22 protein-coding genes are annotated in these 25664 nt (G+C 70.0%); 1 reads left to right on the forward strand and 21 read right to left on the reverse strand.

The annotated features are described in order from the left end of the window. Positions 1 to 262: 262 nt before the first annotated feature. Complete coding sequence (gene pyrF / locus ACT53R_RS04390) at positions 263 to 1093, forward strand: orotidine-5'-phosphate decarboxylase (RefSeq protein WP_476170617.1); 831 nt, start codon at positions 263 to 265, stop codon at positions 1091 to 1093. A gap of 125 nt (positions 1094 to 1218) precedes the next feature. On the opposite strand, the gene ACT53R_RS04395 is transcribed toward pyrF, so the two are convergent. From ACT53R_RS04395 to ACT53R_RS04495, 21 genes are all read right to left on the reverse strand, one after another. After that, the gene (locus ACT53R_RS04395) at positions 1219 to 2415 is read right to left on the reverse strand and encodes an erythromycin esterase family protein (protein WP_476170618.1); all 1197 of its coding nucleotides are present in this window, start codon (positions 2413 to 2415) and stop codon (positions 1219 to 1221) included. Further along, on the reverse strand, positions 2412 to 3263 hold the full coding sequence (locus ACT53R_RS04400; protein ID WP_476170619.1) for a glycosyltransferase family 2 protein: 852 nt from the start codon (positions 3261 to 3263) through the stop codon (positions 2412 to 2414). Before ACT53R_RS04400 ends, ACT53R_RS04395 begins: the two co-directional genes overlap by 4 nt. After that, a complete protein-coding gene (locus ACT53R_RS04405; RefSeq protein WP_476170620.1) occupies positions 3260 to 4117 on the reverse strand; it encodes a glycosyltransferase family 2 protein in 858 nt (285 codons plus the stop codon). The genes ACT53R_RS04400 and ACT53R_RS04405 overlap by 4 nt, the downstream gene beginning before the upstream one ends. Before the next feature lie 22 nt (positions 4118 to 4139). Beyond that, entirely contained in the window at positions 4140 to 6437 is a 2298-nt protein-coding gene (gene gspD / locus ACT53R_RS04410) for a type II secretion system secretin GspD (RefSeq protein WP_476170621.1), read from the reverse strand. 10 nt (positions 6438 to 6447) lie between these two features. After that, the gene (locus ACT53R_RS04415) at positions 6448 to 7275 is read right to left on the reverse strand and encodes a type II secretion system protein XpsN (protein WP_476170622.1); all 828 of its coding nucleotides are present in this window, start codon (positions 7273 to 7275) and stop codon (positions 6448 to 6450) included. Continuing rightward, positions 7262 to 7888 (reverse strand): type II secretion system protein GspM, encoded by a 627-nt coding sequence (gene gspM / locus ACT53R_RS04420; RefSeq protein ID WP_476170623.1) that lies wholly within the window; start codon positions 7886 to 7888, stop codon positions 7262 to 7264. The genes ACT53R_RS04415 and gspM overlap by 14 nt, the downstream gene beginning before the upstream one ends. Continuing rightward, the gene (locus ACT53R_RS04425; protein ID WP_476170624.1) at positions 7885 to 9138 is read right to left on the reverse strand and encodes a PilN domain-containing protein; all 1254 of its coding nucleotides are present in this window, start codon (positions 9136 to 9138) and stop codon (positions 7885 to 7887) included. The genes gspM and ACT53R_RS04425 overlap by 4 nt, the downstream gene beginning before the upstream one ends. A gap of 103 nt (positions 9139 to 9241) precedes the next feature. After that, entirely contained in the window at positions 9242 to 10135 is an 894-nt protein-coding gene (locus tag ACT53R_RS04430) for a type II secretion system minor pseudopilin (protein WP_476170625.1), read from the reverse strand. Then, on the reverse strand, positions 10135 to 10800 hold the full coding sequence (locus ACT53R_RS04435; protein ID WP_476170626.1) for a prepilin-type N-terminal cleavage/methylation domain-containing protein: 666 nt from the start codon (positions 10798 to 10800) through the stop codon (positions 10135 to 10137). Before ACT53R_RS04435 ends, ACT53R_RS04430 begins: the two co-directional genes overlap by 1 nt. Then, on the reverse strand, positions 10797 to 11249 hold the full coding sequence (xpsI, locus tag ACT53R_RS04440) for a type II secretion system protein XpsI (RefSeq protein ID WP_476170627.1): 453 nt from the start codon (positions 11247 to 11249) through the stop codon (positions 10797 to 10799). Before xpsI ends, ACT53R_RS04435 begins: the two co-directional genes overlap by 4 nt. Continuing rightward, positions 11246 to 11743 carry a type II secretion system protein XpsH gene (xpsH, locus tag ACT53R_RS04445; protein WP_476170628.1) on the reverse strand — a complete coding sequence of 166 codons (498 nt, stop codon included), beginning with the start codon at positions 11741 to 11743 and terminating at the stop codon, positions 11246 to 11248. The genes xpsI and xpsH overlap by 4 nt, the downstream gene beginning before the upstream one ends. 30 nt (positions 11744 to 11773) lie before the next feature. Beyond that, the gene (gspG, locus tag ACT53R_RS04450; protein WP_476170629.1) at positions 11774 to 12211 is read right to left on the reverse strand and encodes a type II secretion system major pseudopilin GspG; all 438 of its coding nucleotides are present in this window, start codon (positions 12209 to 12211) and stop codon (positions 11774 to 11776) included. Between the two features lie 83 nt (positions 12212 to 12294). After that, a complete protein-coding gene (xpsF, locus tag ACT53R_RS04455) occupies positions 12295 to 13506 on the reverse strand; it encodes a type II secretion system protein XpsF (protein ID WP_476170630.1) in 1212 nt (403 codons plus the stop codon). A gap of 124 nt (positions 13507 to 13630) precedes the next feature. After that, positions 13631 to 14527 (reverse strand): hypothetical protein, encoded by an 897-nt coding sequence (locus tag ACT53R_RS04460; protein ID WP_476170631.1) that lies wholly within the window; start codon positions 14525 to 14527, stop codon positions 13631 to 13633. Positions 14528 to 14654: 127 nt separating this feature from the next. After that, the gene (gene gspE / locus ACT53R_RS04465; RefSeq protein ID WP_476170738.1) at positions 14655 to 16370 is read right to left on the reverse strand and encodes a type II secretion system ATPase GspE; all 1716 of its coding nucleotides are present in this window, start codon (positions 16368 to 16370) and stop codon (positions 14655 to 14657) included. Between the two features lie 227 nt (positions 16371 to 16597). After that, a complete protein-coding gene (locus ACT53R_RS04470) occupies positions 16598 to 19012 on the reverse strand; it encodes a peptidoglycan-binding protein (RefSeq protein WP_476170632.1) in 2415 nt (804 codons plus the stop codon). Positions 19013 to 19075: 63 nt separating this feature from the next. Beyond that, on the reverse strand, positions 19076 to 19849 hold the full coding sequence (locus ACT53R_RS04475) for a hypothetical protein (protein ID WP_476170633.1): 774 nt from the start codon (positions 19847 to 19849) through the stop codon (positions 19076 to 19078). A 92-nt stretch (positions 19850 to 19941) separates the two neighbouring features. Continuing rightward, positions 19942 to 22110 (reverse strand): peptidoglycan-binding protein, encoded by a 2169-nt coding sequence (locus tag ACT53R_RS04480; RefSeq protein ID WP_476170634.1) that lies wholly within the window; start codon positions 22108 to 22110, stop codon positions 19942 to 19944. A gap of 55 nt (positions 22111 to 22165) precedes the next feature. Further along, on the reverse strand, positions 22166 to 22990 hold the full coding sequence (locus ACT53R_RS04485) for a hypothetical protein (protein WP_476170635.1): 825 nt from the start codon (positions 22988 to 22990) through the stop codon (positions 22166 to 22168). Positions 22991 to 23282: 292 nt separating this feature from the next. Continuing rightward, on the reverse strand, positions 23283 to 24413 hold the full coding sequence (locus tag ACT53R_RS04490; protein WP_476170636.1) for a PilT/PilU family type 4a pilus ATPase: 1131 nt from the start codon (positions 24411 to 24413) through the stop codon (positions 23283 to 23285). 51 nt (positions 24414 to 24464) lie between these two features. Next, entirely contained in the window at positions 24465 to 25502 is a 1038-nt protein-coding gene (locus ACT53R_RS04495) for a type IV pilus twitching motility protein PilT (RefSeq protein WP_476170637.1), read from the reverse strand. Between the last annotated feature and the right edge of the window lie 162 nt (positions 25503 to 25664).

Raw genomic sequence — 25664 nt, forward strand, 5'->3', positions numbered from 1 at the left:
CCCTTGCCGATCCGTCATCCCCGCGCAGGCGGGGATCCCGCGCCTGACAGGCGCGGAAAGCGGGATCCCGGCGTTCGCCGGGATGACGATGCAGAGGAGGCGAATCGACGGCTTCGATTCGGTGCACGAGACGCTGACCGCCGAACGCATCCCATCCGGAACGCGACCGCCCACACAGTTCGCGCCATCGCCGCCGCCGACTCGCCCCGGCGCGCTACCGCCCGACATCCGACTTTGAAAAGATGAGCCTTCCGGGGACCCGATGACGACCGAACCGATGCGCAGCTTCATGGACCGCCTGCGGGACCGCTGGCATGGCGCCGACACGCTCGTGTGCGTCGGGCTCGATCCCGAGCCGGCGAAGTTCCCGGCGAGGTTCGCCCACGATCCCGACGCGATCTTCCATTTCTGCCGCGACATCGTCGACGCCACCGCGCCCTACGTCTGCGCGTTCAAGCCGCAGATCGCGCATTTCGCCGCGGCGCACGCGGAGGAGGCGCTGCGGATGCTGATCCTGCACATCGGCTTCCGCTACCCGGACATCCCGGTGATCCTCGACAGCAAGCGCGGCGACATCGGCAGCACCGCGCAGCACTACGCCGCGGAGGCGTTCGACCGCTACGGCGCCGACGCGGTGACGGTGAATCCGTACCTCGGCCGCGATTCGGTGCAGCCGTTCCTTGATCGCACCGAGAAGGGCGTGGTCGTGCTGTGCCGCACGTCCAATCCCGGCGCCGGCGACCTGCAGGACATGGTCATCGGCGGCCGTCCGCTGTACCAGCACGTGGCCGAGAAGATCGCCCGCGACTGGAACGACAACGACAACTGCGCGCTGGTCGTCGGCGCGACGTGGCCGGACCAGCTGCGCGAAGTGCGCGCGATCGTCGGCGACGTGCCGTTCCTGGTGCCGGGCATCGGCGCGCAGGGCGGCGACGTGCAGGCCGTGGTGTCGAACGCCCGCACCCGCGACGGCACCGGCCTGATCGTCAGCTCCTCGCGCGCGATCCTCTACGCCTCCGCCGGCGACGATTACGCCGCCGCAGCAGCGCACGCCGCGCGCACGCTGCGCGACGAGATCAACCGGCATCGCTGAAGACTCTCGGTAGAGCGGCCAGCCAAAAGCCATGCACGCACTGGTAGAGCGGCCTTCAGGCCGCTGCCATCACGAGACCAGAGCAAGAGCAGCGGCCTCAAGGCCGCTCTACCGAACAGCAAGCGCTATTCAGGCGCTGCCGGCGCGCGCTCCTCGCGCAAGACCATGATGCCGTCGAGCACATCGGCCCATGCCGCGGCATGGACGATGCGGTCGTTGATCGGTCGCGCGGACATCACGCCGTGGCGACGCAGCCAGCGGCGATCGAGATAACGCAGGTCGCCGCGCGCGTCCGCCAGCGCGACCGTTTCCAGCGCTTCGGGGGCTGCCGGAGGCAGCGCGTGCACCGCGCCGGACAAGTCGCCGAACGCGCCGCCCGCCGCGCTGAAGCCGATGGCGGCGACGCGATCGCCGTACGTGCTGGCGAGATGCGTGCCCATCGGCACCATCGCCGGCGCGATGTTGTCGAGCCGCTTCGCCGCGTGCACGGTCGCGCACCACACGATCGCGCGCGTGCCGCGCGGCCAGCGCGCGCGATGCCAGGCCACGAGTTCGGCCATGCCGAGGTCGCGGCGGTCGCCGTTGCCGTCGAGCGCCATGTCGAGATAGCGGCCGTACGCCGCGGCCATGCCGGCGAGATCCGATGCCGTATCCGCGCCCTGCGCCGCCAGCGCGGCGCGTACGGCGTCGCTGCACGCGCGCAACCGTGCCTGCGCATCGGCGTCGAACGGCGTCGCGTCGTCGTACTGCCAGCGATCGTGGCGATCGAATTCGCGTGCGCAGTCCGTGCGCCGGGGCTCGGCCAGTGTCGATGCCAACGCGCTGCCGAGCTGCATCTTCGCGTAGCGGCCGGTACGCCCACCGACCTGCGGATCGATGCCGCCGACGCGCAGCCGGCCGGCGACGACCTCGCCGTGCAGCCAGTCGAGCAGCGGCCGCGTCTCGGGCATGCGCGACCACACCGGGCCGACGGCGTCGGCGAGCATCGCGACGTCGGCGCGACCGTCCGCGGCGACGTGCGCGTAGTCGAGCACGTCGTACACCTGGCTCTCGAACAGCACCGCGCGGAAACCGCAGCGCGCGACGAGGCGCTGCGTGATCGCGATCTTCACCTGCACCGAGCGCGCGGCGCCGTGGTTGGCATCCTCGCCGAGCACGACGACGTCGCGGCGGCAGACGTCACGGACGAGGCGGTCGATCTCGGCGCGATCGGCGCGGGTGAAATCGTCGAACGCCGTGGGCGCGGCGGCCTGCGCCTGCGCGAGCCATGCGAACGCGAGCAGCGCGCACGTCCGCCACGCCTGCACGCGGCGCCTCATCATCGTGCCCGCCGCCATGCCGAGAACGCGGCGAACGGGAACCGCGTCCAGATCATCGTGTACACCGCCAGCCGCACCGGCAGGCCGCGCCGCGGCGCCTCGAACCGGCGGAAATACCGCGCCAGCCCGCGGTGCTTGTGCCATTCGACGAACAGCGGCCGGCTGCGGCTGGACACGCCTCGCACGTGCACGACGCGGACGTCGTTGGCGACCGCGACGAGTGCGCCGGCGTCGCGCGCGCGGCGGCACAGGTCGAGGTCCTCCGCATGCAGCCGGTAGCCGGGATCGAAGCCGCCGATGCGCTCGAACAACGTCCGCGGCAGCAGCATCAGCGCGCCGGACACAGCCTGCACCGGTTGCAGCGCCACGTCGGCCTCGATGGCGACGCCGAGACGTCGTGCGGCACGATTCGTGAGCATCGCGGCGAAGTCGGGATCGCGCCGGCGCGCGGCCTCGTCGCGCACGCCGGCCTCGTCGACCAGGTCGGCGCCGAGCAGCATGGGACACGACGCGCGCGACGCATGCGCGCGCAGCCGCGCGAGGGTGTCGGGTTCGACCAGCGCATCGGGATTGACGAAGGCCAGCCAGCCGGCGTCGGCACCGGCGTCCGCGGCGCCCTGGTTGCAGGCCACGCCAAAGCCGGAGTTGTCGGGATTGCCGATGAAGCGCAGCCGCGGATCGGCCAGCGCGTGGCGCTGCACGACATCGAGCGTGCCGTCGGTGGACGCGTTGTCGACCACGCGGATGCAGGTCACGCCGTCGGCGGCGCGCAGCCGCGACAGGCAGGCGTCGATGGTCTCGGCGCTCTGGTAGGTGACGACGACGACGGCGATGCCGTCCGCTGAGGTCATGGCGTACCACCGGCGTCGTCGGCGCCGCCGAACAGGTCGGGCTGCGTGCGCAGCGCCGCGTCGGCATGGGCGCGACCGAGCGCCTCGCGCAGCCCGTGCAGCGGGTCCTGCATCAGGAACTGCGCCAGTCGCGCGGGCCAGCCGGGCCAGCGCACGCCGAGGGTCGCGACGTCGTCGTCCAGCGGGATGCCCTCGCCGCGGCGGGCGACGAACGCGGTCTCGCACAGCACGTTGCGCCAGCCGAGCCCGGCCATGCGCAGCGACAGGTCGACCAGGGCGGCGTAGGCCGAGGCATAGCTCTGGATGTCGAGGCCGCCGGCCTTCGCCCGCGCGCGGCCGCGCAGGAACAGCGCGTGGTCGACCGCGGACGGCAGCTCGGGATGGTGCGCCGGCAGCGACGCGGCGGCGCGCGCCAGCCGCGCGGGATCGTCGGGCGCCGCGCCGACCTCGCCCACCCGCGGCCATGCGGCGGTCTCGCCGGCGTTGCACCAGGGCGTGGCGGTGGCGATGGCGGCATCGCGGGCGGCGCATTCGACCAGGCGCTCGGCCCAGCCCGGCAGCGGCACGGCATCGCCGGCCAGCAGCAGCACGTCGGCATCGCCGCAGGCCTTGAGCATTTCGTCGAGGTGGGCGGCCTGACCGATGGGGCGCGGCCGCCGGGTGCAGTCGGCCCGCAGCGGCGTGCGGGCCAGCCAGTGTTCGATCACCGCCCGGCCGCGCGGCCCGGCCTGGGCGTCGTCGGCGAGCCAGACCCGCGTGCCCGCGGGGGTGCCGGCGTCCAGCGCCGCCAGACAAGCGTCGAGGGCGTCGTCGTCGACGCCCACCGGCACCAGCACGACCGGCAGCCCGCTCATCCCCGTCGGCGGACGCCCGGCCTCAGCGATGCGGCTGCGCCGGGAGCGGCTTCAGCCCCTTCGGCGGCGGCAGCGGATCCATCGCGCGGAAGCGGCGCGAGTATTCGTCGGTCATCGTGCGCAGCTCGTTCTGGTCGCGGATGATCGTCGCGGTCAGCAGCACCACCACTTCGGTGCGGTCCTGGTTGCTGGTCTGGTGGCCGAACAGGCCACCGAGCACCGGGATGCGGCTCAGGCCGGGCAGGCCCGACGAGCCGCGCGTGGTGCCTTCCTGGATCAGGCCGGCGAGCAGCACGGTGTCGCCGCTGCTGGTCACGGCCTCGGTCTTCAGGCGGCGGGTGTTGATGCGCACGTTGCCGTTGGCGTCGGCGTCGGAGCCAGGCGAGCTGACCTCCTGCACGATGTCCAGGAACACCGTGCCGTCCTTGGTGACGCGCGGACGCACCTTCAGGATCACGCCGGTGTCGAGGTACTGCACCTGGCTGACCGAGCTGCTGTTGCCCAGCACCGGATTCACCGACACCGACGTCACCGGGATGCGGCTGCCGACGTTGAGCGTGGCTTCGGAGTTGTTGCGGGTGAGGACCGAACCGGTCTGCAGCAGGCGCACGTCGGTGACCTTGTCGAGCGCGGTGATGATCGCCGCGGCGTCGTTCTGGATCAGCGTCCACGCCAGGCCCGGGCCGGCCTTGCCGCCGCCGAGGCTCGCGCCCAGCGTGCTCCACTTCGGCGGGGTGACGCCACCGGGACTGGTGACGTCGGGCAGGCCGTTCTCGGTGGTGGCGTTCTCGAGGAACCAGCTCACGCCGTAGGACAGCTCGCCGCCCAGCGTGACCTCGACCACCTGCGATTCGATGTGGACCTGCAGCGGCATCACATCGAGCTTCTCGATCACGTCGAGGATCGAGCGCCACGCCGACGCGGTCGCGCGGACCAGCAGGGTGTTGTTTTCCTGGATCGCCGACACCGCGACCTTGTCGCCGCCGACTTCCAGGGTAACGCTGCTGTTGCCGCCCTGCGCCGGGCTCAGCGACAGTCCGCCGCCACCCAGGCCGCCGCCGCTGTTGCCGCTACCGAGGCTGCCGCTGCTGCCCCCGGGATTGATGCCGCTGCCGTCGTAGCCGCCGTCCTTGCTGCCGCCGTCGCCGCCGCTGATGACCGCGGCCTGGCCACCGGGGATCAGCGAATAGCCGCCGCCGTCGTCGTTGCCGCCGCCGCGGCCGCCGCTGCCGCCGAAGACCTCGCTCAGGCGCGCGGCCAGTTCCTTGGCGGTGACGTACTTCAGTTCGTAGGAATACAGGCGCACGCCTTCGCCGGCGCCGTCGATGCGTTCGATCCACTCCTGGATGTCGTCCAGGTAGTCGGGCTGCGAGGTGATGGCGAGCACCGCGTTCGCGCCTTCCAGCGGCATGAAGCGGAACATGCCCGCGACCGGCGACTTGCTCTGTTCGCCGAAGACCTTCTCCAGGTCGGTCACGACCTTCTGCGCCTTGCTCGACTGCAGCGGGTACACGCCGACCGACATGCTGGACATCCAGTCGACGTCGAAGATCTGGATCGTGCGCAGGTAGTTCTCCAGCTCCGCGCGGGTGCCGGCGATGGTGATGACGTTGCGGCCGGAATCGACGGTGACGATGGCGTTGGGGCGCGCGAACGGCTTGAGCAGCTTTTCCATCTCGGTGGCCGAGATGTAGCGCAGCGGCACCACGCGCGACTCGAAGCCGCGGGCGGCCTCCGGCGAGCCGGTGCGCGGCGTGACCACGCCGGTGGCCAGCGCCTGGTCGGACGGCACGATGCTGTAGCGGCCGTCGCTGTAGATCATCCGCGCGTTGTTCCAGCCGAGGATCATCTCCAGCACCGACAGCGCCTGCGCGGCGCTGACCGGCTTGGGCGTGGCGTAGGTGACGGTGCCCTGCACGCCCGGGGCGATGGTGTAGTTCTGGCCCAGCAGGTCGCCGAGGATGGCCTTCACCACCGCGTGCAGCGATTCGCCCTCGAAATTGAAACGCGCTTCGCCGCTGGTGGCGCCGATGTCCGGCAGCGGCGCGGCGGCGGCGGCGCTGTCGATCACCCGGCCGCTGCCGCGGCGGATGCGCGGCTGCGGACGGCCGTCCTCGCGTTGCTGCGCCTCGTCGTCACCGGCGGGCGTGGCGGCGGCATCGGCATCGGCGGCCTTGCCGGCAGGGGCGGCGCCCGTGCCGCGGTCCTCGGCGCGGATGATCCGCGGCTGCGGCCCGGCGGCACAGGCCGCGAGCATCGCGGCCAGCATGGCGGCGAGGAAGACTTGGCAGGAGCAGCGCCGAACAAATCGCAGGGTCATCGTGTGGATCTCAGGGAGATTGGTCCGGCGCTCCGCCGGGATTCTGCGCGGCTTGCGCAGCCTGTTGGCGGAGCTGGGCGCGGCGCGCCTCGATCCGCTTGCGGATGGCTTCGAGCTGGGCCTCGGTGGAGACCGGGGCCGGCGGCGTCGGCGACGTGTTGGCCATCGGCGTCGGCGGCGGCACCGCCTGGATGGGCTGCGGCGGCGGTACTTCGCCCGGCACGCCGGGCGGCTGCTGCACCACACCCCCGGGGCCGACCATGCCGCCCGGCCCTGCGGCCGACATCGGCGGCGGCGGCGGCGGCGGGCCGCCGGCGACCGGCGGGGCGTCGCCGCCCACACCGTTGTAGACGCGCAGTTCCAGCACGCGGTCGCCGTCCGGGCCACGGAAGGTCGCCTGGCGCGGCTCGATCGCGGCGAGCGTCCATTGCGGCGCGGTTTCGACCACCTCGCCCATCTTCACCCGCACCGGCGCCGCGCCGTCGGTCGGCGGACGCAGGATCGCGATCTTCGTGTCGCCGGCGATCAGCACGCTGGTCAGCAGGAAGTCGAAGGTGTTGGCCTTGGCCTCGTCGGTCGCGCCGCCGATGGTGAACGGCTGCGGCTGGCGGTTCTCGGAGAAGATCGGGCGCAATGCGATCGTCTGGTACTGCGCCTGCGGGCCGGGCCGTTCGGCGGCCGGGATCTTCGTCGCCGGGAGGCGCTGGGCCGGGATGTCGTCCGGCAGCGGGCCCAGCCGACTGCCGAGCCCGGCCAGCGCGAACACCCACAGGCACACCGCCCAGCCGGCGACGCCGGCGAGCAGCCAGGTCCGGGGACTGAGACTATCGAGCCGCATCGCTGTTGCCTCCCGCGGCGGGCGCGACATAGCCGTACAGGTCGAAACTCACGTCCACGCCGCCGCCGGTGGGCGCCTGGTCGGGCGTGAAGAAGAAGCGCTGCGCGGTGACGTTGAGGTTGTCGACGAACAGCCGCGGCGAGCCGCTTTCCAGGGAATGCAGCACCGCCGCCAGTTCCGGCGTGCCGCACTGCAGGCGGACCTGCACCACCGCGCGCTGGAAGCGCTCCTTGCGCGGCTCGGTCAGCGGCGAGCGGTTCTGGATGGCGCAGCTGCGGTTCTTCGGGCTGGCCTCCTGCACCGCGGTTTCCAGCCGCTGGATCAGCGACGCGGTCGCCAGCTCGGTGCTGCCCTCGCCCATGAAGCCGGGCAGGCGTGCGGCCTGTTCGCGCACCTCGCCGAGACGCTTGCGGATCTCCGGTGCCTGCGCGAGCGTGGCGCGGGCGCGGGCGTCGCGATCCTTCAGGTCGTCGATGCGGTCCTGCAACGCCAGCATCGGCACGGTCCACCAGGTGTGGACCAGCACGAGATAGGCCACCAGCAGCACCGCGGCCAGCAGGCCCAGCGCGGCCCAGCGCTCGCGCGGCGGCACGGAGGTCGGCGTCGTGGTCATGGCGCGCCCTCCGTCTCGGCGGCCGGACCGCCGCGGGCGGGCTTGTCGCCCTTCTTCGGCGCGCCGGTGATGGTCAGCTCGGCGACCAGCGTGAAGCGGTCCTTGCCCTTGGTGGGATCGGGCATCAGCGCACCGGTGAGGTTCATCGCGTGCCAGAGCTTCGAGGACTGGAGCTTCTCGACCAGCTGCGGCGCCTGCGAGCTGAGACCGATGATCAGCAGGTGGTCGCCTTCGATCGACACCTTCTCGACATACGTGTCGTCGGGCAGGCGGCGGGTGAGTTCGTCCAGCACCTCGACCGTGGTCGGGCGGCCGTTGCGGGTCTGCTGCAGGAAGCGCAGCCCTTCGACCAGGTCGACCAGCTGTTTCTTCTCCGCCGAGACCTTGCGCGCCTGCTGGCTGCGCCGCTTGGCCTCGGTTTCCAGCGTGTCGGCGGCGCCTTCGCGGTTGCTGCGGATCTGCCAGAGGCCGGCGCCGGCGGCGGCCAGCGCGATGGCGACGAGCGCGATGTTCCAGGCGGCGCGCGGGTCGCGGCGACGGCGCCGACGCGCGCCCGGCAGCAGGTTCACGCCCAGCGGCAGACCGTCGGGACCGGCGATGTCGACGCCGGCGAGCGTGGCGACCAGCGGTTCGCCCAGAGCGGCCAGCGCCTGGTCCAGCGCTGCGCGCGGCACCACCACCAGCTCGGCGTCCAGTTGGTCGCCGCGGCGGCCGAGGAGGCGGGCGTCGTGGTGCACGTCATCGGCGGAGAACGGGGTCTGGCGGTCGATCTCGAAGCCGAGGACGTCGCGCAGGCGATCGGCGGCGGCGGCCGGCAGGGTCAGGCGGCGGCGCAGGCCGGTGGACGCCGGCAGCACCAGCCAGCGCGGCAGGCCGGCGATGCGTGGAGAGAGGATGCGGGCCAGCGGGTCGCCGACGGCGGTGGCGACGGCCTCCTGCGGCAGTTCGGCGAGGGTCCGGACCGGCGCCTCGCCCGGCTGCGCCGGCAGGGTCAGCCCGAGCGTGAGCGTCTCGTCGCGCGTCTCGACCAGCAGGCGCTGCTGGGCCAGGCCGAAGACCGCGCGCATCCGCGGCGGCAGCCAACTGCCCAGGGCATGGATCCACCAGGCCCAGAAACCGCGCAGCCCCGGCCACGCGCGGCCGAGGGCGGCCTGCGGCCCCTTGGGAAGCGCCCGGGCGGGCGTCGCGTTGTCGGCGGGTGTACTCAGAACCTGTCCTCGTTCGATCGCCGCGGCGCGCCCCCATGGCACGCCACGCACACAAGACCCCGTGGATCCCGAAAGGTTCGGGCTCCCGGAGCAGGAAGGGTGCGGGCCCGCGACGGGCCCTGGCCGGAGCAGCGCGGTGTCGGGGTCATCGCGCGATGGCACCGACGTCCCAGCGCAGCGGCGTGTAGGCCGACCCCGGCAGCCCACTGTTGCCGGCGCGCACCACGGCGCGGAGCACCGAGACGCGACCGCCGCGCAACCGCGCACGGCTGTCGATACTATACGTGCCCGTGCCCGCACCGACGAGCGGCGCCGCCTCCCCCGGCTGGCGCGGCCGGCGCCGTTCCGACAGGGTGCGATCGGCGTCGATGCCCATCGCCTGCAGCACCTTGGCGTCGGCGTACTGCTCGTTCGGCCGGCCCTGGCCGCTGTAGACGGTGAGGTGCGGCGCCAGCTTGGCGAAGAGCTCCGGGGTCATGCCCAGTACCAGTTGGACCTCGGCCACCGTCTCGAACGGCGCGTCCTTGGCCCCGTAGGGCAGGTCGGCGCTGGCGTAGTCGCCATCCTCGCCACCGCCCTCGGCCTGAGTCAGGGTGTCGGGGTCGCGCCAGTCCATGATCGCCGCCGCCAGCTTGCGTGCCGGCGTGCGCTCGACGCCCTCCGCCTGCATCAGCCCGGCCAGCAGGTCGAGGTCGGCGGCGTTGAGGTCGATCTTCCCGGATTCGTCGGTGATCGTGATCTTCACGTCGGCGTCGCCGTAGTGCCAGTCGTAGTCGCGGCCGTCCGGCAGCCATTGCCGGGTCTGGTCCAGATCGACCACGCGGGTCATCGCGTATTCCAGCCCGGCGCGGGCGGCTTCGTCGGCGACCACGCCGTCGCTGAGCGTCCGCCCCTGCAGGTACTCGACGCGCGCGGCCATGGCGAACGCGCCGACCACCGCGGTCAGCAGCGCGATCAGCCAGATCACCAGCAGCAGTGCGGCGCCCGACGCGGTGCGGCGCTGCGGACGAACGCGACGGCGGCGGGCGGCAGCGGCCATCACGGCACCAACTGCGCCGTGCCGCCGTAGCTCGCCGCCTGCGGCAGCGACACCACGATCGGCGGCCAGCGCTGGCCATCGCCATCGACGATGTCGATGCGCACCTGCAGCGGCATGCGGTCGACCTGCGTCCATTCGTCCTGCCAGTCGGCGACGCGCATCTGCTGGTCGAGCGCGCGATAGCGGATCTTCACCGCGCGCAGGCCGCCGACCAGCGACTCCGGCGGCCGCGGGTTGGTTTCCTCGACGACCTTGTTCGCCAGCACCACCGAGAACTGCGCCTGCAGGCGCACGCCATCGCCGTCGGGCACCACCGTGATGTCGTGCAGGTGGGGACCGCCGCGGCCGAGGTAGGCCGGCAGGTCGGCGACGAAGCGCAGGCGCGCGTTGTCGCCGGCGAAGCGCGACGGATTGCCGGTCTTGCCGTCCATGTCGTAGGCCACCGGCAGCGCGGAAGCGATGCGCTTGCGCAGGAAACCCTCGACCGCGCGCATGCGCTCGTTGCGCTGCGCGCGCTGCTCGCCGCGCGTGGCGGCATGCGACGACGCGCGCAGCGTGGCGAAACCCAGGGTCATCGCCGCCGCCAGCAGCACGGTGGCGACGAGCAGTTCGATCAGGGTGAAGCCGGCGACGCGAGGACGACGGCGCGGTTTGCGGCGGCTCATGGCACCCGCCCCGCGGCGCTCAGGTCGGTGGGCATGACCAGCCGCAACGAACGGATGGCGAGCGTCTGCCGCGGGCCACCCTCGCCCCAGTGCAGCACGAGGTCCAGTTGCATCAATTGCGGCGCGCCGAGGATCTGCTCCGGCTTCTTCGTCATCGTCGGGTCGACATACGGCGACACGGTCAGTTCCCAGCGATAGCGACCGTCCTCCAGTTCGCCGTCCTTGCGGCCCGGCACCAGCGCCTCGCCGACACCGGCCTGGTCCAGCAGCGATTGCGCATGCAGCGCGGCACGGCCGTATTCGTCGGACAACTTCACCTGCTTCGTCGCGTTGGTCATCGCGCCCAGCAGCAGGCTGAGCGCCAGCGCGAGCAGGCCGAACGCGACCACGACCTCGATCAGGGTGTAGCCGCGCGCGGCGGCGCGGCGATGCCGTGGACGACGCATCATGGCCTCGCCTCGCCGCGATGCAACGCCACTTCGCCGGTCAACCAGGCCACGTCGACGTTCCACACCGCGCGCTCGTGGCGCAACTGGATGCGGCCGCCGGTGGAGGCGCCGTCCTCGAAGAACAGAATCACGCCTTCGCCCCGCTTCGTCTGCACCTGGCGCACGCCGATGAACACCACGTCGATCGACGACGGCAACGTGCCGTCGTGATTTTTCGCGCCGGTCCAGGTGCGTTTGTCCGGCACCACTTCGAAACGCTGCACGGTGCCGGTGGCGATGGCCTGCGCGCGCGCGAAGCGCAGTTCGGAGGCCAGCTCCTTCGCCGCGGAGCGCATGCGCATGCCGTCGATGCCGCCGTTCATCGCGCCCACGGTGAGCAACGTAAGCGCGGCGATCAGCGTGACCACGACCAGCATCTCGATCAGCGTGAAGCCGGCGGCACGGCGGGCCGCGGCGGCCGGTCGGCGTTGGCGTCGGAAGCGACGGGTGCGCATGCGTCGACGCCCGGAGCGAAGGCTCCGCGCTTACTGCTCGTAACGGATGTCGGCGTCGACGCTGCTGCCGCCCGGCTTGCCGTCCTTGCCGTAGCTGATCAGGTCGAACGGGCCGTCCTGACCGGGCACCGCGTACTGCAGTGGATGATTGAACGGATCCTTGAGCTGGTCCTTCTTCACGTACGGCCCGATCCAGCCGTTGGCCTGCGGATCGGTGACGAGGTCTTCCAGCGTGCGCGGGTAGTCGCCGACATCGGCGTTGTACTGCTCGATCTGCGCGGCGACCTGGCCGAGCTGGGTCTTCGCCAGCTTGTACTTGGCCTTGTCGCTGTTGCCGAAGATCTGGCTGCCGACGACCGCCAGCACCGCGCCGATCAGCACGATCACGATGATGATCTCGATCAGCGTCATGCCGGCCTGCGAGTGGCGCGGGGAATAGCGACGGGTAGAGCGGCGGGCGTGGCGCATGCGGGTCAGTCCATTCTGAGAGGGAGGACGCGGGGGCGTCCGGAATTATAGGGCGGGCCGTTCTCGTGCCATGAGCACGACGGTCACAACGAACCGGTGAGCTGGTACATCGGCAGCAGCACGGCCATGATCACGAAACCGATCACCAGCGCGAGCACGATGGTGATGATCGGCACGAGCAGCGCGAGCATGCGGTCCAGCGCCTGCCCGGTCTCGGCCTCGAAGGTATCGGCGGTCTTCAGCAGCATGCTGTCGAGCGCGCCGGACTCCTCGCCGACCTGGATCATCTGCAATGCCAGACGCGGGAACCGCTTGCCCTTGCCCAGCGCCGCCGACAGACCGATGCCGTTCTTGACGTCGCCGGCAGCTGCTTCGACATCGGCGATCAGCGCCTGGTTCCCCAGGATGCGGCCGCCGATGCCCAGCGCAGTGAGCAGCGGCACGCCGTTGCGCAGCAGGGTGCCGACGGTGCGCGCCAGCCGCGCGGTCTCCATGCGGGCGACGATCGAGCCGGCGAGCTTGCGCTTGAGCAGCCATTCGTCGAATCGCGCGCGGAACGCCGGCTCGCGGAACTTGCGCGCGAACACCCAGACGGCGACCGCGGGCAGTGCCACCAGCAGCCACCACCAGTCGTGGACCACGTTGCCCAGCGCCAGCACCATCCGCGAGAACAGCGGCAGTTCGGTGTCGAGGTTCTCGTACATCTGCGAGAACTGCGGCACCACGTAGCCGAGCAGGAACAGCAGCGAGAAGCCGACCATCGTCACCAGGATGGCCGGGTAGATCAAGGCATTGATGACGCGTCCGCGCAGCGCGCGGCTGCGTTCGAGATAGTCGGCCAGCCGCTGCAGGGTGTCATGCAGGCTGCCGCCGGCTTCACCGGCGCGGATCATGTTGACGTACAGCCGCGAGAACGCGCCGTGCTGGCGCTCCAGCGCGACCGACAGCGACGTGCCGCCGCGGACCGCGTCGCGGATGTCGGAAATCGTGCGCCGGGCGACCTCGTCCTCGGGCAGTTCCAGCAGGATGGTCAGCGCGCGGTCGAGCGGCTGGCCGGCGCCGAGCAGGGTCGCCAGCTGCTGGGTGAACTGCACCAGCCGCGCGCCGGCAAAGGGCTTGGGCTTGAACAGGCTGCGCAGGGCGATGCCGTCGCCGCCGCCGGCCGGGCGCGTCTCCATCGGCAGATGGCCCTGCTCCTGCAGCCGCAGCACCACGTCGGCGTCGCTGGCGGCTTCCATCTGGCCGTCCAGGACTTCACCGCGGCTGTTCAGGGCTTTGTAGCGGTACAGGGGCATGGCGACGATCGACCGGGGGATGGGCCCGCCGGCAGGGGCGGGGTCCGGCAGCATATCGGCCGCCGTCCCCGATTGGGAGCCTCCGCGGCGGCGAAGGTTCCCGCGGGCGCGAGGTCGGGCCCGGTCAGCCGCCGGCGGCGGGCGGAGCCGCCGGATTCAGCAGCGAGCGGTTGATGATCGCGATGGTGGCCTCGAGCTTGGCCGGGTCGATCGACGAACTGCGGTTCGCCCGGTAGTAGCTGGGGAAATCCGGCTGGTTGCAGGCGAACATGCCCACGCACAGCTGGATCATCACCCGCGACCCGCGCGCGCAGTCGAAACCGGCGCGGCAGGCCGCCAGCGTCCAGGCCTGCTGACCAAGGGCGCCGTTGAAGGCCTCGGCCTGCACGGCGTCCGGCCAGCTGCCGCGCATCCGCGGCACGATGGTCGCGATCTCGAACATCGCCGCCGGATCACCGGAATTGCGCGTCTCTTCGACGAAATAGCGCATCTGGCCCAGACCGACCTGCTGCGCATTGCGGCCCACGTAGCGAATCTGCGCGGCCAGGTCGCCGGCCTTGGCGCTGCGATGCAGCCAGTATTCGGCGAGGCTGGGGGTCTTTTGCAGGTCCGCGTCGGCCTGCACGCACATGCGCTTGGCGTCGAACACGGTCTGGATGGCCTGCTGCGAATTGGGATCGGCCGAATTGAGCTGGGACAGCATGCGCAGGTTGCTCGCCAGCGCCCCGCCGAACGCGGTGCAGTCCTCGTAGACCTCGGAAAGGCGGCGCTGCGCGACGCGGTCGCCGTCCAGCGCAGCCTGGCGGATCTCGACGTAGCTGGCTTCGCGCCACCAGCGGCGATGGGCCTCGACCGCCTTGCGGATGCCCTCGGCGCGCTGTTCCGGGGTGAGCTTCGGCGAGTGCGCGACCGTTTCGGCCAGCCCGGCGTCCTCGTCGCGGTCGCGGATGAGCCACCAGCCAAGCCCGAGCAGGCCCAGAACCACGACGACCGCGATCACGGCCAGGATTCCCTTCTTCATGCCCCCACCTCAGCGAATGTCCACGGGCGCCCCCCGCACGGGCCGGCCTGCGCCGGCGACGGCACCGACCATCCGGGGGTCGGGCCGCGTTGGACCGGATGTTAACGGAGCCCCGCGCCTCCGCGCATCAGGCATCTTCCGTGACGCGCAGCACTTCTTCGATGGTGGTGACGCCGGCCAGGGCTTTGGCGATGCCGTCCTCGTACATCGTGCGCATGCCGGCCTGGCGCGCCAATTGCTCCAGTTCGCCCATGCCGGCGTGGCGCATCACTGCGCGACGGATCTCGTCGTTCATCACCAGGAATTCCATGATCGTGGTCCGGCCGAGGTAGCCGGTCGGCGCGATCGCGGAGCCGCGCGGGCGGAACAAATGGATCGGGCCTTCCGGGCAGTAGCGGCGCAGGTCGAACTTCTCGATCTCCTCCGGCGAGGCCTCGTAACGTTCGGCGTGAACCGGCTCCAGCCGGCGCACGAGGCGCTGGGCGAGGATGCCGTTGATCGTGGAGGTCAGCAGATAGTCCTCGACGCCCATGTCGAGCAGGCGGGTGATGCCGCCGGCCGCGTTGTTGGTGTGCAGCGTCGACAGCACCAGGTGGCCGGTGAGCGCGGACTGGATCGCGATCTTGCACGTCTCCAGATCGCGCATTTCGCCGATCATGATGATGTCCGGGTCCTGGCGGACGATGCTGCGCAGGGCATGCGCGAAATCCAGGCCGATCTGCGGCTTGGCCTGGATCTGGTTGATGCCCTCGATCTGGTATTCGATCGGGTCCTCGACGGTGATGATCTTCACGTCGGGGGTGTTGATCTTGCTCAGCGCAGTGTAGAGCGTGGTGGTCTTGCCCGAACCGGTCGGGCCGGTCACCAGCAGGATGCCGTGCGGCTGCTCCAGCACCTTCTGGAACTGCGGCAGGAACTCGTCGGTGAAACCGAGCTTCTTGAAGTCGAAGACCACGGTTTCGCGATCGAGCAGTCGCATCACCACCGATTCGCCGTGCGCGGTCGGCACCGTGCTCACGCGCAGGTCCAGCTCCTTGCCCTGCACCCGCAGCATGATGCGACCGTCCTGCGGCAGGCGGCGCTCGGCGATGTTGAGCTTGGCCATGATCTTCACGCGCGAGATGACCGCGGCGGTGAGGTTGGCCGGCGGGCTTTCGCCCTCCTCCAGCACGCCGTCGATGCGGTAGCGCACCTTCAGCCGGTTCTCGAACGGTTCGATGTGGATGTCGGACGCACGCAGTTCGACCGCGCGCTGGATGACCAGGTTGACCAGACGGATGACCGGCGCCTCGGACGCGAGGTCGCGCAGGTGCTCGACGTCGTCCATGTCGCCGGACTCGCCCTCGGCGGTCTCGACGATGGCGCCCATCGCACTGCGGCCCTGGCCATGCCAGCGTTCGATCAGGTCACCGATCTCCGAGCGCAGGCCCACCAGCGGGCGGACTTCGCGCTGGGTGGCGAGGCGGATCGCGTCGCGGACGTAGGGGTCCTGCGGATCGGCCATCAGCACGTCGACCCGGCCCGGCGCTTCGGCCACGGGCACGGCCGCGAACTGCTTCATGAACTTGAGGCTGAGGTCGAGGCCTTCCGGCGGCAGGTCCGGCAGCTCCTTGACCGCCAGCAGCGGCAGGCCGAGCACGTCGGCGCAGGTCTCGGCGTGGTCGCGCTCGGACACCAGGCCGAGGCGGGCGATCAGGGCGAGCAGCTCACCGCCGGTTTCCTCCTGGACGCGCTGGGCGCGGACCAGGTCGGCCTCCTTCAGCCGGCCCTTGTCGATCAGCGCCGCGACGACGCGGTCGCCGTCGCTGGTGGGGGGCGGGGTCGGGTCGCCGGTCGGCGCCAGGACAGCTGCATTCACCTTGGTCGTTCTCCGTGCTGGCCCGCGCCGGGCAAGGCCGGACGCGCAAGGCCGTTACTGTAACCCGGCGCTCCCGCCGGAAACGACCGCGCCGCCCGAAGGCGGCGCGGTCGTGTTCCATCCCAAGGCCCGTTCCGTCGGACCCGCCCATGGGACCGCCGGACCGTGCGGAAGTTCCGCAACGGTCCGACGAACGGCGATGCCCGGCGCAATCAGCGCTGGGCGACCGCCTTGGGCTGTTGATCCTGCTCGGGCGCCTGCTGCGGATTCGCCGCCGGCGTGGCTTGCTGCTGCGTGCGCGCGGCCTCGGCCATGCGCGAGCTCTGGTCCACCGTCTGCGTCGTCGCCTGCGTGTAGTCGATGTACGAATTCTTCGACGCCGGATTGGTCGGATTGCCTTCCACCGCGATCAGCAGCGACTGCCCGTTCGGCGTGTTGGTCTTCGCGACGTGGTCGATCGAACTCAGCCCACTCGCCTTGGCGTCGGCCGCGACGGCCGCGGCGGCCTTCGTCAGCTCGTCCTGCGACTTGAAACCGCCGCTGGGGCCGAGCTGCTGCAGGTTCGCCATCGCCTGCTCGTACAGCCGATGGTCCGGGTGCTTCGGATCGGCGATCGACGGACGCTCGGTCTCGGCGCTGCGCTGCGGCTGGCCAGCGTCGGTCGGCGGCTTCTCGGACGACGAGGACGGCGGCGTCTGCGGGTTCGGGGTCTGCTGCGGCGTCTGCGGATTTGGCGTCTGCTGCGGTGCAGTCTGTTGCGGGGCCTGCTGCTCGGGCGCCTGCTGCTGATTCGGCGTCTGCTGAGGGGCTTGCTGCTGCGCAGGCGGCTGTTGTTGCGGCGCCTGCTGCTGTGCAGGCGGCTGCTGCTCGGGCGCCTGCTGCTGCGGGTTCGGCGTCTGCTGCAGCGCCTGCTGTGCCGGCTGCTGCGGATTCGTTTGCTGCTGGCCCGGATAGATGCCCAGCGCGGTCAGCGTGTCGTGGCCGGCCTTGCCGTCGACCGGATGCAGGCCCTGCTGCGTCTGGTACTGCCGCACCGCCGCCTCGGTCTGGTCGCCGAAGTAGCCCGTCGTCGGCAGCGACTTGCCGTTAACCTGCACGTCGGCCGCGTTCAGCGCTTCCTGCAGGTGTTTGACATCGGGCCCCTGGTCGCCGTGCACCATCAGCGTGCGCGGCGGGAATTCCAGGTACTTGCGCGGATCCACCGCCTGCCCGCCCAGCACCACGCCGTTGCTGTTCTCCCGCACCTCGAAATGCAGGTGGGTGTCGCCCTGCGACGGCGTGTTGCCACTGCGGCCCATGGTGCCGATCACGGTGTTCTCGGTGACCCGTGCGCCCGCTTCGACGTTGCGCGAATTCAGGTGCCCGTACAGCGTCTGCAGGCCGTTGTCGTGCTGGATCACCACGGTGTTGCCGTAGCCCTGCATCTGGCCGCTGAAAATGACGCGGCCGGGCCCGAAGGATTCGATCGGATCGCCGACCTTGCCCTGGATGTCGATGCCCTTGTGATCGCGGCCGCCGGCGCGCGGCGTGCCGAATTCACCCTCGCCCTCGCCGGGCTTGTCCGCGTGGTTGATGTTGAAGTTGCCCGGCGCCGGCCAGGTGTTGCCGCCGGGCGTGGTCTGCGCCGGATGCGGCTGCGCGGGCGGCTGCGATTGCGACGGCTGCTGCGGCTGCTGGGGCTGGGACTGCTGCGGCTGTTGGGGTTGCTGCGGCTGCGGCGCGGGCGTGCCGCGGCGCAGTTCGTCGTAGATGCCCAGCGCGGTCAGCGTGTCGTGGCCGGCCTTGCCGTCGACCGGATGCAGGCCCTTCTGCGTCTGGTACTGGCGCACGGCCGCTTCGGTCATGTCGCCGTAGTAGCCGGTGGTCGGCAGCGGCTGGCCCTTGGCGTCGCGGATGCCGGCATCGTTCAGTGCCTGCTGAAGGCGGGTCACAGCATCGCCGCGCTCGCCATGCTTGAGCAGGCCGTCGGCCATCGGGTTGATCACGAGGTCGGTCTGCGTGCGCTGGAAGTTCGGCACGAAGTAGCGGTCGAAACCGTCGTTGTTGCGCGCGATGTCGTTGTAGTACTTGCCGGTGGTGGTGCCGTTGGCGTCGGCCACGTTGCCACGGCCCTGCGCGGCGTCGATGGCGTTGTCGTAGCCGCCGAGGTGGCGCGCCTTGAGGAAGCCGGCGACCACGTTCGGCGGGGTGTCGGCGGACAGCACGCCGTCGCGCACCGCCTGCTGGTACGTCGCGTTGGAGTTGGTGCGGAAAGCCTGGTCCTGCAGATCGGCCGAGGCGAGGTACTTGTCCAGGCTCAGGCCGTTGTTCCAGTTCGCCGGATCGGCGAGGAAGCGCTGCGCGCCGCCGGACTTGCCCCACTGCCAGTCGTTGTCGAAGCCCGACGCCTTCAGCGCGGCGTCGTACTTCTCGCGATTGACCAGCCCCGCATCGGTCAGCCAACCCGCACCGCCCTGGTAGCGGCCGTAGTAGCCGACGCCGTTGTCGGCGCGCAGGTTGCCGCCCGAGCTTTCGGTATCGACGACCGAGGCGATCAGGCGCCGGGTCCAGGCATCGTCGAGGTTCGCGATCGTGCCGGCGTGGTAGTCCGTGGCGGTGCGCACGGAGGTCTGCGGATTCGTGGCCATCGTGGTTTCAACTCCCCTGTCGTGACGGCTTCTGCTCGTCTGGAAAAGCGGCGCCGGGCGGCGTCAGGACGCGACGCAGCCCATTTCGTGGATGCGCGCGTCCGGGCGCGTGCGGGTGAATTCGTAGGTGGTGCTGCCGGGGCCGGTGTTGCCGCCGTCCTTGTCGGCCTTGCCTTCCATGTACAGCGGCGCGCCGGTGCCGAGGCGCACTTCGAAGAAGGCGGTGTCGCGGCGGTCGGGACGCGAAGTGCCGGGCATGCGCGCGCAGCGGTCGGCGATGCGGGTGACCTGCACGTCGGCGCCGAGCTGGGCGCGGATCGACGCTTCGTAGTCGATCGACGGCGCGGCCTTGCGGAACGCCGCCATCTCGACCGCATCGCGACCGATCAGGGTCACGCCGGCCTCGGTTTCCGGCGGCAGCCCGCCCGGCGGCGGATCGGTGTCGACCCAGGCGATCTTGCCGCTGCGCGAACGCGCGTCCTCGAAGCCGAGCGCGCCGGGCGCGGCGACCGGTTCGGCATCCGACCAGGTCACGCCGGCAACGCCCGCGAAGGCGTCCCAGGCGGGCGCATCGCCGGCGAACGCCTGCAACACGCCCCGCGCGGCCGAAACGGCCTGCGCCGGAGGCGGGGCCGCTTCAGGCGCGGTCGCCGGCGGGGCGGGCACCGCCTCGGACGGCGTCGCGGCCGCAGGCGCAGGTGCGGGCGTCGGCGCCGGCGTGGCGTCGGGTGCGGGCGTGGCCGCACGCTCGCAGGCCGCGAGGGCGCCACACAGCGCCAGCGCGAGCAGCGTGAAAGTCGCGGTGCGAGGGGATCGGGAAGGGTTCCTGGAAATCATGGTGCGTCCATCGAAAGGGCAACGTGGGCGGGAGCGCCGGTCCGGCGCCGGTGTCGGGCAAACATCGCACGAACCGGCGCCCGCGGGATCGCTCAGCGCGCGCCCGCCGCGACCCGGTTCTCCGGCGCCTGCTGCTGCGACGGCACTTCCTGCGGGTTCGCCTGCTGCTGCGTGCGCGTCGCCTCGGCCATGCGCGAGCTCTGGTCCACCGTCTGCGTCGTCGCCTGCGTGTAGTCGATGTAGGAGTTCTTCGACGCCGGATTGGTCGGATTGCCTTCCACCGCGATCAGCAGCGATTGCCCGTTCGGCGTGTTGGTCTTCGCGACGTGGTCGATCGAACTCAGCCCGCTCGCCTTGGCATCGGCCGCAACGGCGGCAGCGGCCTTCGTCAGCTCGTCCTGCGACTTGAAACCGCCGCTGGGGCCGAGTTGCTGCAGGTTCGCCATCGCCTGCTCGTACAGCCGATGGTCGGGGTGCTTCGGATCGGCGATCGACGGACGCTCGGTCTCGGCGCTGCGCTGCGGCTGGCCCGCGTCCGTCGGCGGCTTGTCGGCGGAGGCGGGAGCGGGCTTGTCGGCAGGTTTGTCGGCCGTGGCGGCGGGCGGCGTCGGCGCGGTCTTCTGCCCCTGGTCGGCGACCGGGGCGGTGACGTGGCCTTCGGCGGTGACCTTCGGCTCGAACTTGACCTGGCTGCCGAGCTTCTCCAGCGTCGCGCGATCGGCCGTGCCCGTCTCCGGCAGTCCATTCGCCTGCTGGTACTTGCGCACGGCTTCGCGGGTGCTGTCGCCGTAGTCGCCGTCGACCTTCAGCGGCTTGCCGTCGGTGCCGGTCATCTTCAGCTGGTTGAGGTTCTCCTGCAGCCCGCGCACGTCGGGCCCCTTCTCGCCCGGCTGCAACTGGCCGTCGGCGGCCGCATGCCGGGTCATGCCCTTGTCGACGAGGCGCAGCGTCTCCTTGTCGGCCACGCCCGTCGGCTTGAGTCCGTTCTCGCGCTGGAACTGCTCCACCGCTTCCCGCGTGCGGTTGCCGAAATCCTTGTCGGGCACCAGCTTGTTGCCCGCGGCGTCGGTGTAGCCCAGGGCGTTGAGGCGGTTCTGCAGGTGCTCGACGTCGGCCCCCTTGTCGTGCTGCTTCAGCTCCGTGCGCGCCTCGGTCCTGGTCGCGGCGCCGTCGAGCTGGCGGGCACCGTTGAGGATCGGCATGGGATCGACGCGCACGCCGTCCTTCTTGATCTCGAAGTGCAGGTGGGTATCGCCTTCGCGCGGCGTGTTGCCGGTGCGACCCATCGTGCCGATCTGCGTGTCCACGCCGACGTGCTGGCCCTTCTCCACGCTGATCTTGTCCAGGTGCATGTACGTCGAGGTGACGCCATTCCCGTGGTCGACCACGACGTAGTTGCCGGCCCGATCGCTCTTCGGATCGCCGCTCCAGTGATGGACGGCGACGACCGTGCCCGGACGGAACGGCTCGATCCGGTCGCCGACCTTGCCCTGGATGTCGATGCCGCCGTGCGTGTGGTCACCGCGCGGCGTACCGAACTCGCCGCGACCTTCGCCGGCCTTGTCCGCGACGTTGATCTTGTGGTTGCCGGGCGCGGGCCAGTGGACGGCGTTCGCGTTCTGGGCCGGCTGCTGCGGTTCGGGCCTGGACTCGGGGGCGGTGGCATTGGGACTCTGCCGCTGGCCAACCTGCTGGTCCCAATGCTGCTTGACGAACTGCTCGTACTGGTCGACGTAGGGCATCACCTTGCTGCGGGAGAGCCCCAGGCCGCCGTAATCACTCGTCGGACCATCATGGTGGTACTTGTAGATGTATTCCTCCCCCTGGCCGCGGGACTTCGCAAGCTTCATGTTGTCGACATAGTGCGCGACCAACGCATCCGCCTGCTTGCCGACATCGAAGCGATTGCTGCCATTGAGCCCGTAGTGATTGCCGGTCTTGTCGATGAATTGCCCGAGGCCCGATGCAGAGGTGGTCCCCGCGGCGGCATCCGGATTGAAGCCCGATTCGACGCGTGCGATCGCCAGCACCTGGGCGGTCTGCCGCTGCGTCAGGCCAGCCTCTTTCGAGGAACGAATCAGTTCGTCGATGACACGGGACTGGACTTCCGGACTCGCATCGCCCCACACCCGCGAATTCCCGGCGAGACGGCCATTGCCATGGTCGATGGGTTCGCGATAGTGGCTGTACGACTTGATCTGGCTGTCGCGATATGCAGCCCCCTTGGGCTGGATCATCGATTCGTAGATTTCGTTCGACATGCGCATTTCCTTGGTCAACGGCGAGCATTCCGGCCCGCGCCTGCGGTTGGACGTGTTATTCGACGTATTGAATGTCTGGATGCGTGATCTGGAGCTTCTTCAGCAACGCGTCGTAGCTTTCGTTGTCTGGATATTCCTGGCTGCCCTGCGGCTGCGTCCCGTCGACCAGGATGGCTTGCGTGTTCTTCGTCAACACGTTGCCGTCGGTGTCATACAAGTGGAACCACTCGCAGTAGGCACAGCCTTCGGGCAACTGGCCGTACTGGACGACGAGATACGACTTCCCATCCGCCGGCGACACGGCGCATCCCAGCCCCACTGCCGTGTAATCGTGCAGCGCCTCCGGAACGGCAATCCGCATCGACTGGCCATCCGCCGCGTGACGCTGCAACGTGGTGCGCTTGGCGCTCTCATCCCCAACGGCATCAACGGACAGGGAAAACTCAGCATTCCCGCACGATTGCTTGATCATGGCGCCTGCCGTGGTGTCGTGGGCCGTGTCGGCCGTCGTCTCGGGGGGATTCACCGTGTTCACTTCGGCAGTTGGCGGAGAGATTCCGCTTGTCGGCACGGACGGATTGCCGTCGACCGGAACGTCCTGCGCTGACGGGGCTTTCGTACCGGTGTCGGCCGCAGGTGTGCTGCTTTCACGGCAACCCGACAACGCAACGAGGGCAGACATGCCGACGACGAGCAGGAGTTGCGCGCGGGGGCGGGTATGGCTTGATGCATTCATGGCGAGAATCGACTTCCGGGCAAGGAACGGGCCACGAGCATCCGACGGTCCACGGCAAAACGCCAGCCACGCGAACAGGCGCCCAAGCGAACGGGACGCGCAACGCATCGGCCGGGCGCGACTGGAAATCGGGAAGGAAGTCATGCTGCCGGATGCCGGCAGGAAGGGAACGAGAGATCGCCCGTGCACATGGGCGCGGGAATCGTTTCCGGGCCAGGACGGAATGCCGCCCGGCATGTATCGGCAGTGGCCACTGCCTGCAGTCTCGTATCAGCCATGACAACACCGAAATGGATACGAAAGATCTAGGTTGTAGGCGACGCGACCGCCCCTCGGGCAGCGTGACGCAGTGCAATGTTTAACACACCTCCGCGGCGGCGCACCAGCCACCCCGACGAACGGCGCCGGGCAGGGATACCCCGCCCGGCGACCGGGATCAACGCACTTCCGCGACCTCCACGCCATCCAGGCCAGCGGCCAGGGTGCGGGCGTCGCCGCCCTGGGCAAGCTTGATCTTCAGGCGCACTTCGTTCTGCGAGTCGGCGTAGCGCAGGGCGTCCTCGTAGGTGATCTCGCCGGCCTGGTACAGCTCGAACAACGCCTGGTCGAAGGTCTTCATGCCGAGGTTGGTCGACTCCTTCATGACCTCCTTCAGCTTGTGGATCTCGCCCTCGCGGATGTAGTCCTGCACCAGCGGCGTGCCGAGCAGGATCTCCATCGCGACCTTGCGGCCCTTGCCGTCGGGGGTCGGGATAAGTTGCTGCGCGACCACGCCCTTCATGTTCAGCGAGAGGTCCATCAGCAGCTGGCTGCGGCGGTCCTCGGGGAAGAAGTTGATGATGCGGTCCATCGCCTGGTTGGCGTTGTTGGCGTGCAGCGTGCACAGCACCAGATGGCCGGTCTCGGCGAAGGCGATGGCGTAGTCCATGCCCTCGCGGGTGCGCACCTCGCCGATCATGATCACGTCCGGCGCCTGGCGCAGGGTGTTCTTCAGCGCGTTCTCCCAGCTGTCGGTGTCGATGCCGATCTCGCGCTGGGTGATGATGCAGCCCTCGTGCTTGTGCACGAATTCGATCGGGTCCTCGATCGTGATGATGTGGCCGGTCGAGTTCTGGTTGCGGTAGCCGATCATCGCCGCCAGCGAGGTCGACTTACCCGTACCGGTGGCGCCGACGAAGATGATGATGCCGCGTTTGGTCATCGCCAGCGTCTTGATGATCGGCGGCAGCGCCAGTTCCTCGACCGTCGGGATCTTGGACTCGATGCGGCGCAGCACCATGCCGACCTGGTTGCGCTGGTAGAAGCAGCTCACGCGGAAGCGGCCCACGCCGGAGACGCCGATCGCGAAGTTGCACTCGTGCGTCTTCTCGAACTCCTCGCGCTGCGCCGGGGTCATCACGTTCAGCACCAGATCGCGGCTCTGCTGCGGCGTCAGCGCGTTCTGGGTGATCGGCTGGATCTTGCCGTGGACCTTCATCGCCGGCGGCATGCCCGCGGTGATGAACAGGTCCGACGCCTTCTGGTGCGCCATCAGCTTGAGGAAGGAGGTGAAGTCGATGGTGCTCATGGGGTGCTCCGGGGCTTGGACTCGTCGTTCGGCGTCACGCGGGGGCGGACGTCATTCGAACAGGCGCTTGTCCTTGGCGTAGCTCTTGGCCTGCTGGCGGGTGATGAGGCTGCGCTTGACCAGGTCCTGCAGGTGCTGGTCGAGGGTCATCATGCCGAAGTTCTGGCCGGTCTGGATCGACGAATACATCTGCGCGACCTTGTCCTCGCGGATCAGGTTGCGGATGGCGGGGGTGCCGACCATGATCTCCCACGCCGCGGTGCGGCCGCCGCCGACCTTCTTCAGCAGCGCCTGCGAGATCACCGCGCGCAACGATTCGGACAGCATCGAACGCACCATCGGCTTCTCGCCGGCGGGGAACACGTCGATGATGCGGTCGATGGTCTTCGCCGCCGAGCTGGTGTGCAGGGTGCCGAACACGAGGTGGCCGGTTTCCGCGGCGGTCAGCGCCAGGCGGATGGTCTCGAGGTCGCGCAACTCGCCGACGAGGATGTAGTCGGGGTCTTCGCGCAGCGCCGAGCGCAGCGCCTCGTTGAAGCCGTGGGTGTCGCGGTGGACCTCGCGCTGGTTGATCAGGCACTTCTGCGAGGTGTGCACGAATTCGATCGGGTCCTCGACGGTGAGGATGTGCGCGTATTCGCTCTTGTTGATGTAGTCGATCATCGCCGCCAGCGTGGTCGACTTGCCCGAACCGGTCGGGCCGGTCACCAGGATCAGGCCCTGCGGCTGGTCCATCAGTTCGCGGAAGATCGGCGGCGTGGACAGGTCCTCGAGGGTCAGCACTTCGGAGGGAATCGTCCGGAACACGGCGCCGGCGCCGCGGTTCTGGTTGAAGGCGTTGACGCGGAAACGGGCCAGCCCGGGGATCTCGAACGAGAAGTCGCACTCGAGGAATTCCTCGAAGTCGCGGCGCTGCTTGTCCGACATGATGTCGTAGACCAGCGCGTGGACCTGCTTGTGGTCCAGCGCCGGGATGTTGATCCGGCGCACGTCGCCGTCGACCCGGATCATCGGCGGCAGGCCGGCGGACAGGTGCAGGTCCGATGCCTTGTTCTTGACCGAGAACGCCAACAGTTCGGCGATATCCATGCGTGCTCCCCGCGTTGCGATGTCGTGCGGGTCGTGGACCCGGGTGTGCGCCGGAGTATAGCCCCGCCCTTCCCGTTTGCGACTGGTGTCGCGACCGGGCCGCGGCAGCGGCTTCGCCGTACACTGCACGGCGTCCGCAACGTTCCGCGACCGTCGTCGCAG

This window comes from Lysobacter sp. DMC104 (assembly GCF_056313665.1).